The following is a 1,562-nucleotide window of genomic DNA, read 5'->3' as shown; positions in this document are numbered from 1 at the left end:
TCAGAACGGTGGTTGGTCGGGGGTGTCGGGTTGGGGTGGGGGTTGCCAGTCCGGTGGGAGGTCTTCGGGTTCGAAGGGGTCGTTGACCCAGGTGCACAGGGGGCTTGTGCTGTGTTGGATGCCTTTGAACATGATGAGTTTGCGCCGCATCTCGTTGCGGAATTGGCGGGCGTCGATCTCGTGGCGTCGTTGGTAGGTCAGGTGGCGGTAGGCGGCGTTGATCGGGCGTAGGGTGCGGTTCTTGCGCCGGCGGCGGGCGATGCGGGTCGTGCGTTGCCGGATCGGGTTGCGGCGGCGGGGTGGGGGTGCGGCGCAGGATGGTCTTTGGGGGGTGGGGAAGATGTCGGCGGCGCCGGGCAGGGTGGTGTAGCGCCGGCCCGCCGGTGAGGTCCACACCACGGTGGCGTCGGGGAGCTGTTCATCGCGCCAACCGCCGAAGGTTTTGAGGCGGTGGTGTTCGCGGCACAGGCACTTGAGGTTGGTCGCCGCGGTGGGACCGCCCGCGGCGGGGTCGACGTGGTTGAACGGGATCGTGTGGTCGACATCGCAGATCTGTGCCGACCGGTCACAGCCGGGGAAGCGGCAGGTCAGGTCGCGGGCGCGTACGTAGCGGTCGACCGCCGCCGACGGTTGGTAGCGGCGCATCTCCTCAAGGGTGGCCACGGGGGCGAGCACGGTGCGGATCCGGGCGCCGTGGGCGAGGTCGCGCACCAGGTCGGCGTCGATGACGCCGAAACCCTCCAGGTAGCCGGGTTTCTGGTCGGCGCCCAGGATCGTGGACTGCTGGGCGAACACATTGACGATGACACGCACCGGACCGAACACCGACGCAGCCGGAGCGGGCGGCTTGGCCGGCGCGGGCGGGTCGGTGGGCGCGCAGGCGGGGCAGCGGCAGGTCAGGCGTTGGCCCTGGGCCATCGCTTCGAGCGCGTCGGCGCGGCGCTGATCGCGGGTGCGTGGATCTTCCCGGCACAGTCGCTTGACCAGCTCGGCGACGGTGGCCTCGACGATCACCGCCGCCGGGGCGCCCACTTTCCCGCGTACCTTGGCCGTGCCGTCGGCCAGCGGTGTGATGTCGAAATGCCGGCTGTCCTCGCCGCGCTGACGTTCCCGTACCGCGTCGGGGTCCAGCAGGCGGACCTCGGCGTCGACGAGGGTGCGCACCCGCGCCCGGGACCACGACTGCCACCGCGCCGCCTGTGCGGCCACGCGGGTGTCCAACGCCGCCAGCGCGGTGCGGTCGGTCACCAGGTCGGTGCGCGACAGGATCAGCTGCACCGTGGGCCAGTCCACCTCACCGCGGGCCAGCACCGCGGCCACCTTGGGCAACTGGCTGTCGAGCGCCTCGGCAGCCGCGACCAGTGCGCTGGCCGCCGACGATGACAGGTTCAGCGCCGCGGCCACCTCGGCCGAGGTGCGTTGCCGACCGGTGATGATCATGTAGCCGCAATCGGGGTCCTCGGCCTCGGCCTCCCAGGTGCGCCGGCCCAGCAGTTCGGCGACCGCGGCCAACCGGCGCGCCACCAGCTTCGACTCCTCACGATAGGAGTCGCTGATCGTCG

The 1,562-nt window shown here is 71.2% G+C and carries 1 protein-coding gene; it reads right to left on the bottom strand.

Annotated features, from left to right (window positions below; genetic code table 11):
* Positions 1-1,557 (bottom strand): HNH endonuclease signature motif containing protein, encoded by a 1,557-nt coding sequence (locus E4P42_RS26745; RefSeq protein WP_135129646.1) that lies wholly within the window; start codon positions 1,555-1,557, stop codon positions 1-3.
* Positions 1,558-1,562: the final 5 nt, after the last annotated feature.

The sequence above is a fragment of the Mycobacterium sp. PS03-16 genome, from assembly GCF_004570325.1.
In the GTDB taxonomy this organism is placed as follows: Bacteria; Actinomycetota; Actinomycetes; order Mycobacteriales; family Mycobacteriaceae; genus Mycobacterium.
This window is presented reverse-complemented; position numbering and strand designations above follow the sequence as displayed.